Genomic DNA, 8,693 nt, shown 5'->3' with positions numbered 1-8,693 from the left:
CCAATTGCGTAAGGATACACGCAAAAGAGTATGCTGATTTTTACTGCAAGAAGTACAATGAGGTTACCAAACACCAGCATAAGAGAGCCCTCGTCTTAACGGCACGTAAGCTTGTAAGACTGGTCTTTGCCTTGCTGAGCAAAGGCCAAATCTACCAACCGGGAGGTAATGGATAGATTTAGTAAATACATTTAACTGAATATCAGCTAAGTTTCCTTCCATTATTATCCAATATATGGTGGGTTTATTAAGTGTTGCCTTTTTTAGAGTTTTTGAGGCCTTTATTTTTCAAGGTTCCAAAAAATACTACTTGACATTACACCGCTTGTCTTATGCTTTATTTACGCTTCCAAAAACCCGCATTTTCTTTTTTACTTCTTCTTTTATACCTTCCATAGATGCTTGTATTATATCTGGATATGTTACTTTCCTTTCTTTTTTGTCCATTTCTTTTATTTCCTGTACAACCTTTTTAACTATTATCTCTATTAACTTTTCTTTATCAGGTTTGTTTAGACCAAAACAACCTTCACAATTTATTTTATTACATTTGCATTCAAGCAACTCTTCAATAGAGTTAACTGCAGCTAATGACATATCTGTAAATATATTTATTTTGCTTATTCCGTATTTAATAGCTTTTTTGAAATCATCATCACTTAAACCAGAGCCTCCGTGTAATACCAGCGGAATATTCACACTCTTTTTTATCTCTTCAAGCCTCTTAAAATCCAGCTTGGGTGTAAATTTATATTCACCGTGCACAGTGCCTATAGCAACAGCTAACGCGTCAATATTGGTGCTATCTACAAATTTCTTAGCATCCTCTACTTTTGTATAGTAATCTTCAGGGGCAAAAGTTGTTTCAGAACTTCCTTCAGATCCCCCTACATGCCCTAATTCTGCTTCAACACTTACTCCAAGCACTTTAGCTATTTTTACTATTTCTTTTGTCCGCCTTACATTTTCATCAAAACTCTCCATAGAGGCATCTATCATAACAGAAGTAAATCCGTAATGAATAGCTTTAACAATGTTTTCAAAAGACTGCCCATGATCAAAATGAACGACTACAGGTACATCAGCATCCTTAGCAGCTTTTATCATTAAGTGCGATATATCTTCAAAATCTACAAAAGGGAGGTGTACTTCTGCTAATGCTATTATAACAGGTGAACGCAGTTCTTCAGCTGCCCCGATTATACCCCTTAACATTTCGACGTTTAAAACGTTAAACATACCCACACTATATTTACCTTTTTCTGCTTTCTCTAGTACTTCTCTTAATGTATATAATGCCACGGTTAATCACTCCTTTTATAATATCCCGGTTTCCCCGGGATATATTATTACTTGCTTGGCAATATCTTTTCTACATCGTTATGAGGTCTTGGTATTACGTGTACAGCTATTAACTCTCCTAAATTCTTGGCAGCTTGAGCTCCTGTATCTACCGCAGCCTTCACGGCGCCTACATCACCTCTTACCATTACAGTCACAAGTCCTGAACCGATTTTCTCAGTACCTACCAATGTCACATTTGCCGCTTTAAGCATTGCATCAGCCGCCTCGATTGCAGCTACCAGTCCTCTTGTTTCCACCATGCCCAATGCTTCATTATTCATTTATTGTTCCTCCTTTAAATTTTTTATTTATTTAAATAATTTTGTTTTTGCCTATCCTATTAATCTTGATCATAAGATTCGTATCCTCATACGGCCTGGGAATTATATGCTTCACAATAACATCAGAAACTTTTTTTGCCGCCTTTTCGCCCGCCTCCAATGCTACTTCTACATCAGATATACTACCCTTTATTTTCAAAGCCACCACCAAAGGAATCGGAATATCTGAATTCTTAGGTCTATTGGTATCTATCGCTTCGATGGTTACTCTAGCAGCCTTTGCAGCCGCATCGCCAGCAACTAATGCCGCAGTTAATCCGTAAACTTCTAAAATGCCTATAGCTTCCATAATATCACCTATTTAATTAATTCACGATAGCTACCTTGATGCCACTTAAAGATATATTGGTTTCCATGGCTTTATCTATGTCTTCCAATGAAAATCTATGGGTTATAAGCTGTTCTAGTGGTATGCCGATTTCTTTTGCCCTTTTTATAAATTCTATTGATATTAAATATTCCTGAGGATTATAAGTCCATGAGCCTATCAGGTTTATTTCCTTATTGCATATATCAAAGTGAGGATTGATAGTAGTTTCGCCATTATTGACAAAAAATCCTACCTCACACAAACCACCACCACGCCTTACATACTTAAATGCCTCTGATGCTGCCGCAGGAACTCCTGTACACTGGAACACGAAATCTGCACCTATTCCACCGGTTAATTCTTTAACCCTATTAACTTTTGCATCAAGATTGTTATATTTAGTAAAATTGATAGTAGCCGTAGCTCCCATGCGCTTGGCCATTTCTAGCCTTCCATCATTTCCATCTATAGCGATTATGTTTCTTATACCCGATACTTTAAGACATGCTACAACCAATTGCCCTATAGGTCCAACACCCTGCACCAAAGCTATACTGTTAAATTTTAATAAACCTGTCTTTTTGGCTCTCTCTACTGCATGTACAGCAACAGTAGAAGGTTCTATTAAAAGCCTCTGCTCAAGATTCAACTCTGAGACATTGAAAAAAGTAGACCCTTTACCTATTTTTATATGGGTTGCAAACCATCCGTTCAGATGGTTATCCTCACTATCAGGTATAAGACCATATATGCGCTGATTTTCGCAAAGATTTGGATTTTCAGGATATTTTAAGCACATAGGGCACTGTCCACAGGCTATAACTGATGTAACTATTTTGTCGCCAACAGCTACTTTTTTGCCTGCCGTATCATATTTTACATTTTTGCCAATAGCAATTATTTCACCTGTTCCTTCATGCCCTAACACAACAGGGGCTATACCAAAAGGATCCCCTCTCCATTCGTGGACATCTGTTCCACACACGCCACATCCTTCAACCTTCACTAATATATCGTCATCTCCAATTTCAGGTATCAGGTATTCTCTTATTTCAATTTTTTTTGGTGCTACTAACATCGCCACTTTAGCAAATTTAGATCTGTCAGCCGTTGAATTACTAAAATCCATAACTGCATCGCTTATACTTTTAATATTTCCTATCCGCAGTTCTCTAAGCACTTTTTCTACCAATGATGATATTTCTTTTTCATCGATTTCCATGTTAAGCTCCCCCTTTTATATGATCCTTAAGCCATCAGCCAGAACACACCTTCGCATCCTTGTAAATGTTTGAGCAGATGTCAGTCCTTCCCCCGTTGGCCCTGCTATAGTAAAAGTCGTAAAACCTTCTCCACCAAATCCTATTCCTGCATATGACGGTGCATTTTTAACCAAGATAGTAGTATTTATAGCCTTAGCATATCTGGTAATATTATCGATATTCTTTGAATGTATATGAGCCGTATGTCGATTGTTTTTCTCAGCTTTCACAGCAATCCTAATGGCATCATCAATGTTTTTTGCTTTTACAATAGGAAGAATTGGCATCATAAGTTCTTCCATCACAAAAGGATGATCTTCGTCGGTTTCACATATTATACATCTTATGTCATCAGAAACGTTTATCCCTATTTGATCCAATATTACTTTTGCATCTTTGCCAACCAATTTCTTATTTAATTTACCATCCATTAAGACCAAATTTTCCAGTTTGCTTATCTGTAGCGCATTTAATTTGTATACCCCTTGCTTTAAGATCTCATCTAACAGATCTCTGTAAATTTTTTCAACTGCTATGACTTCTTTTTCTGCAATGCATGGCAAGTTATTGTCGAAAGTACATCCATCTATGATATCTTTTGCTGCTTTCTTTATATCAGCTGTCTCGTCAACAACTACTGGAGGATTTCCTGCCCCTGCACCGATGGCTTTTTTCCCAGACGATAGCACGATTTTTACTATCTCTGGTCCTCCTGTTGCTACAAGCAATTTTACGTCAGGGTGTTTAATCATGGCATTTGTCGTATTTATACTAGGTTCTTTTATTGACACAACCAGGTTTTCAGGTCCACCAGCCCTTATGATAGCTCTATTTATCATGTCTACGGCAAAATTAGAAACCCTCTTAGCGCCAGGGTGAGGACTAAACACAACAGCATTTCCTGCTGCAATCATCCCTATACTATTGCATATTATTGTCTCTGACGGGTTTGTAGATGGAGTTATAGCACCAATTACACCAAAAGGTGCCATTTCAACTAATGTAAGACCTTTATCTCCACTCCAGGCTTGAGTTTTTAGATCCTCTGTACCAGGGGTTTTCTTCGCTACCAATTGATGTTTTAATACTTTATGTTCAACTTTTCCCATCCCTGTCTCTTTTACGCCCATTTCTGCTAACACTCTGGCATTTTCCAATGTGGCCTTACGGATTTCAGATATAAATCTTTCTCTATCTTCTAAAGTCATGTTGGAAAACTTTTCAAAAGCGTCCTTTGCTGCTTCAATGGCATCTTCCATTTTGTCGAAAACACCTAATTGATGTTTGTCTTCGTTAAGTTTGATGTCTTCTCGATCTATTCTCCTAAGAACCTCCCGTACAATAGCCTCGATTTGTTCTTCTTTAACCACCTTTCATCACCTCCTCGCAAGAAAGCGCCACAGCTTTGGCTATTTGAGAATCTTGTTCAGCTGTACCACCGCTAATCCCAACGCCTCCTATTACCACTTCTTTGTTCTTTAAAGGGTAACCACCTCCAAAAGTAATAATTCTGTGATCATTAGTGGTATTAATACCGTAAAGGGGACCGCCTGGCTGAGCGAGACTGCCAATCTCTTCTGTAGACATTTTTAGAATCGAAGCAGAATAAGCCTTATCAATAGCAATATTGATACTGGCAATCATTGCTCCATCCATGCGCTGAAACGCTATGAGATTTCCTGCTTCATCAGCTATCGCAGATACAATTGGTATACCCATTTCTCTTGCCAATACCTGTGAAACCATTATCAACTTTAAAGCTACATCCAGACTTAAATAACCGTTTCTTTTATTGTCCTTTTTATTTGCATATACCACATCAGATAGTGAAATATGATCAATATACCGTGCTAGTATATAGAGTAAATCTGATAACCTGTTTAGATACTTTAAAATTTCTGGTTTTATGCCATCTTTTTTAAGTGCAACTGCTTTTCGCTCTGCTTTTCTAGCTATTGTCCTGGCAAAATCCATGTATGTAGAACCAAACGTTTTACCCGGGATGATAAAACCGGTTTGAGGTGATAATTCCTGTTGATATTTATCAATTAAATCTTCAATATATGTTATTTTCTCCGGCGATATATTTTTATCAAAACCAGCTATATTTGCACCAATGTTCAACATGTCTCTTTGAAATTCTTCAATTATATTTTTAATTTCTTCATTAACATATAATTTAACTATCCCCAAAGCACTGTTCAATTCGTCCAGAGAACCCAATAGTTCAATTCTTATGTCATCTTTGGGAAGCCTTATATTTTTTGCTATTGATGTCGTACCGTCATCTCCCGTACGAGTGTATATCTTCATTTTACCACCTGACTTTTATTTAATATTGTGTAATGGTAGATTTTTTGCCAATCTAGCCGCATTTTCCCCCATACGCCTAGCAGTTTCTTCATTACAATTGTCAATAGATAAATAAGGTATTTGCCATTGCATTATATGTAGAGCAACAGAATAATTATTCACAACAAGCCCTATGCCCAATTTAGAAAAAAGTTCTGATCTATCGTCAGCAATTCCCCAGGGAACACCTTCTTCTTCTATACCTGCTATTATATTGTCGGCTATGCTTTTGTTGTAAGATACAAAGAGAAGCCTTACCTCATAATTCAATCTTTCCATCCTGAATCTCCTTCAAAAGAGCAATGGCTAACCCTGTTGCAACCGCATTTCTCGGCCCTTCTTTTCCCCTTATATTTCCTTGACCTACGACTACACCACACTTAGTCAATTCTTCCATCAACATATGAGGATACTCAAAATCTAAGGATGATCCACCTATCATTACTATATATTCCAGCTTTCTAAGGTCGTTATTTGGAGCAACTTTTTTTAGGGCGCGTATAGAATTTCTAACCAATACATTGTATTTTACTTCTCTTCTGATACTGCGAATTTTATCCATTGTATGTTCAATTAAAATGGGAATATAATCACCATTTTTATTCAACAACACCCTGGCAAAAAGTTCTGGTCGCAAGGGATTTTTAAAAAAACTAATACTGCCGTCTTCATTTCTAATGTGAAAAAGGCTCTCAGATTTTCCTAAAGGATATTTTTTTAATTCTTCAGCCACTTCTATATTATGTAAACTTAATTCTTCATTAATAAGCAATGACACCATATTACCGGCTCCAGCCATATTCACTCGTCTTACCTCGTAATTGTGGTCTATATAGGCAGCGTCAATAGAACCTCCTCCTACATCCAGTATGGCAAGAGGTATATCTGTACCCGGCGTAGTAAATGCTCCTAACAATGCCATAAGTGTTTCATCACCCAATATACAACAGGGAGCAATGTTTTTTTCTATTTCAGTTATCAATGCCCCAAGAAACGCCGAATTTGACTTTACCATTGCAGCTATTCCTACTCCTGATTCCATGAAAATCTCGTTTGCAAGACCACCTTTAACTTTAAGCGGAACAATAGTATCAACAGCATATAAATCCGATATCATTATTTCATTGGTGGGAAGGCCTGAAACAGCTGCCATAGTTGACCTTATGTGGTGTAGCATAGACCCTATATTTGTTTCCTTTTCTGCAGTAACGTTTAATAGATCTCCTACCATAGAAAGTGCATCCATGATAGCATCAGCACCTTCGCTGACATCAACGGTTATTTCATTGTTTTTGCCTATGAGCGTTATCGAACCTGCCGGGACAACCTTTTCTTTCACTTCTCCTTCAGGTGCCATAATAACCACACCAGAGCGCTTTCCTATTAGTGACTTCGCAATAGGTATAACCTTTTTTGTTTCTTTAGGTGATAATTTTAATAATGTAGCGATACCGTAAGGGTTTGAAAGTTCTCTTATATACTGACCTGGAGGTGCAACCTCAATTGCAGCTATAGAACCTTTTGGTATTTTTTCGATGTTTTTTACTTCATCAATAATGGGAATTGTCTTATTAATGCGATTAGATATTAATACCCCATCGTTATTTTGTACTATAGCACCTACCACGTTAATACCATTTTTTAAGGCTTTTTGGAGTTCAGCAGCAGCTTTTTGAAAACTCCAATCAGACGGAACAAGAACAATTACAGGTTGACTTTTAGAGATATTTTCTAACAAATTTATATCTACTATAACCCCCACACCTATGCCACAACCTCCAGGGGTATCCGGATTATGGCCAATCATTGACGATTCTGTTATTATTGTTTCGGTGACGTTTTGCACTGCGATATCTCCAATTACAGGAGATACTTTATTGATACCGCATAAGTCAATATCTTTTATGCTTATACCGGATTTTTTCGTGGCATCTTGTAATGCGTTTAATATCCCAACTATGTTATCCTGTGTACCTTTTAAACCTGTAGTATCGCTTATCCCGCTGGATAAAAACCTTATCGTATTTTTATTACCTTCTGCCAGCGTTACTTCGGTAGTAGAATTGCCAACATCAATTCCTGCTACGATCATCTTTTAAGGACTCCTCTTCGCTCATATGTGTCTGCAGCCTTCCTTACAAGAGCAGCGCATCTTTTTGCATTATATTTTTTCTCCAATTCATCGGCTATATCTAATAATTCTTGCTTTGTAGACCTATGAGGCCTTAATGCGTTATATATTTCTAATATTTTATTATCAGGAACAACTGTAAGCTCTGCAGCTCTTCTTAGATTTTCTGCTAATTGTGGCCTTTCACACGCTTCTGCTATCTCAGCTTGATACATAAGTACATTACCTGATATCCTTAAATCACCCTGGCTTATACTGCCGTCATTGACGCTCTTGAGGTTAATATCATCAAAAGACTTACCAGTGTATGTCCTTATCAATTCTCGTCTCTTAACCGAAAGAGGATAATCTTCTCTGCTTAATGCCATTGTTCATCACCCCAGTCGATTTGTTCTGGAGGTATATTTTTAACACATTCTTTTTCCTTTATATATAATACAGCCGCCTTTGCCTGATATTTTGGCCTAATCATATAATCGTTTTTTACTTTTATAGGCATTGGTACATCTCCTTTAGCGTATCTAGCGGCATTTCTACCTATTTCACGATATGTAGGTAAATCTAACAATGGCGCCTGTGGAAACAACTCTAAATTAGATAGTGGCAAGAGGTCTTTTTGGTGTATTACTGTGGTCCCTTTTGATTGAATGCCTATGCCAATACCTGAACCGCTCATTTTTGCCGCTTCCCATGCTATAAAAGCCACATCTGCAGTAGAATAAATTCTGAATACTCTGTAGTGCATACCCTCTTCTTCTATGCCTGCTATTACTTCTCTTAAGACATCGCGCAAAGGAATATTAGCTATAGTTTTAAATTGGGATTTTAAGAAAGCCGGCCCAACCCCAATGACTACCTCGTCAGCTCTAAAATTATTCTCTAAAGATGATCGTTTTTTTAATTCCTGTATAACCTTTTGGGTAATGATTCTAACCAACTCATCCATTTCTTAA

General features: G+C 37.3%; 10 protein-coding genes and 1 pseudogene. 1 reads left to right on the top strand and 10 read right to left on the bottom strand.

The features are described 5' to 3' along the window. Positions 1 to 176, top strand: a pseudogene (locus BUB87_RS14085) (IS110 family transposase); the annotation flags it as partial. 154 nt (positions 177 to 330) lie between these two features. On the opposite strand, the gene BUB87_RS02300 reads toward BUB87_RS14085, so the two are convergent. The 10 genes from BUB87_RS02300 to BUB87_RS02255 are packed head-to-tail and all read right to left on the bottom strand — an operon-like array spanning position 331 to position 8,686. Beyond that, positions 331 to 1,302 (bottom strand): class II fructose-bisphosphate aldolase, encoded by a 972-nt coding sequence (locus BUB87_RS02300; protein ID WP_073341484.1) that lies wholly within the window; start codon positions 1,300 to 1,302, stop codon positions 331 to 333. Between the two features lie 47 nt (positions 1,303 to 1,349). Beyond that, a complete protein-coding gene (gene pduA, locus BUB87_RS02295) occupies positions 1,350 to 1,625 on the bottom strand; it encodes a propanediol utilization microcompartment protein PduA (RefSeq protein WP_073341483.1) in 276 nt (91 codons plus the stop codon). A gap of 31 nt (positions 1,626 to 1,656) precedes the next feature. Continuing rightward, the gene (locus BUB87_RS02290; RefSeq protein ID WP_084110782.1) at positions 1,657 to 1,974 is read right to left on the bottom strand and encodes a BMC domain-containing protein; all 318 of its coding nucleotides are present in this window, start codon (positions 1,972 to 1,974) and stop codon (positions 1,657 to 1,659) included. Positions 1,975 to 1,990: 16 nt separating this feature from the next. Further along, a complete protein-coding gene (locus tag BUB87_RS02285; RefSeq protein ID WP_073341481.1) occupies positions 1,991 to 3,217 on the bottom strand; it encodes a zinc-dependent alcohol dehydrogenase in 1,227 nt (408 codons plus the stop codon). Positions 3,218 to 3,232: 15 nt separating this feature from the next. After that, a complete protein-coding gene (locus BUB87_RS02280; RefSeq protein WP_073341480.1) occupies positions 3,233 to 4,627 on the bottom strand; it encodes an aldehyde dehydrogenase family protein in 1,395 nt (464 codons plus the stop codon). After that, the gene (locus tag BUB87_RS02275; protein WP_073341479.1) at positions 4,620 to 5,570 is read right to left on the bottom strand and encodes a cob(I)yrinic acid a,c-diamide adenosyltransferase; all 951 of its coding nucleotides are present in this window, start codon (positions 5,568 to 5,570) and stop codon (positions 4,620 to 4,622) included. The genes BUB87_RS02280 and BUB87_RS02275 overlap by 8 nt, the downstream gene beginning before the upstream one ends. A gap of 15 nt (positions 5,571 to 5,585) precedes the next feature. Then, entirely contained in the window at positions 5,586 to 5,888 is a 303-nt protein-coding gene (locus BUB87_RS02270) for a glycerol dehydratase reactivase beta/small subunit family protein (RefSeq protein WP_084110788.1), read from the bottom strand. Next, positions 5,869 to 7,701 carry a diol dehydratase reactivase subunit alpha gene (locus BUB87_RS02265; protein ID WP_073341477.1) on the bottom strand — a complete coding sequence of 611 codons (1,833 nt, stop codon included), beginning with the start codon at positions 7,699 to 7,701 and terminating at the stop codon, positions 5,869 to 5,871. The genes BUB87_RS02270 and BUB87_RS02265 overlap by 20 nt, the downstream gene beginning before the upstream one ends. Then, positions 7,698 to 8,108: a diol dehydratase small subunit gene (locus tag BUB87_RS02260; protein WP_073341476.1), complete on the bottom strand. Its 411-nt coding sequence runs from the start codon at positions 8,106 to 8,108 to the stop codon at positions 7,698 to 7,700. The genes BUB87_RS02265 and BUB87_RS02260 overlap by 4 nt, the downstream gene beginning before the upstream one ends. Beyond that, positions 8,099 to 8,686, bottom strand: coding sequence for a propanediol/glycerol family dehydratase medium subunit (locus tag BUB87_RS02255; RefSeq protein ID WP_073341475.1), 588 nt, complete (start codon positions 8,684 to 8,686; stop codon positions 8,099 to 8,101). Before BUB87_RS02255 ends, BUB87_RS02260 begins: the two co-directional genes overlap by 10 nt. Positions 8,687 to 8,693 lie beyond the last annotated feature (7 nt).

The sequence above is a fragment of the Caldanaerobius fijiensis DSM 17918 genome (assembly GCF_900129075.1).
GTDB classification, from domain to species: Bacteria; Bacillota; Thermoanaerobacteria; order Thermoanaerobacterales; family Caldanaerobiaceae; genus Caldanaerobius; species Caldanaerobius fijiensis.
Note: the sequence above shows the minus strand (reverse complement) of the source record. Positions and strands in the feature narration are given on the sequence as shown.

What these genes read in the sequence shown, in the direction of transcription:
- BUB87_RS02285 (WP_073341481.1), bottom strand. Translation starts at nt 3,217, where the DNA reads ATGGAAATCGATGAAAAAGAAATATCATCATTGGTAGAAAAAGTGCTT.
- BUB87_RS02260 (WP_073341476.1), bottom strand. Translation starts at nt 8,108, where the DNA reads ATGGCATTAAGCAGAGAAGATTATCCTCTTTCGGTTAAGAGACGAGAA.
- BUB87_RS02290 (WP_084110782.1), bottom strand. Translation starts at nt 1,974, where the DNA reads ATGGAAGCTATAGGCATTTTAGAAGTTTACGGATTAACTGCGGCATTA.
- BUB87_RS02275 (WP_073341479.1), bottom strand. Translation starts at nt 5,570, where the DNA reads ATGAAGATATACACTCGTACGGGAGATGACGGTACGACATCAATAGCA.
- pduA (WP_073341483.1), bottom strand. Translation starts at nt 1,625, where the DNA reads ATGAATAATGAAGCATTGGGCATGGTGGAAACAAGAGGACTGGTAGCT.
- BUB87_RS02270 (WP_084110788.1), bottom strand. Translation starts at nt 5,888, where the DNA reads ATGGAAAGATTGAATTATGAGGTAAGGCTTCTCTTTGTATCTTACAAC.
- BUB87_RS02255 (WP_073341475.1), bottom strand. Translation starts at nt 8,686, where the DNA reads ATGGATGAGTTGGTTAGAATCATTACCCAAAAGGTTATACAGGAATTA.
- BUB87_RS02265 (WP_073341477.1), bottom strand. Translation starts at nt 7,701, where the DNA reads ATGATCGTAGCAGGAATTGATGTTGGCAATTCTACTACCGAAGTAACG.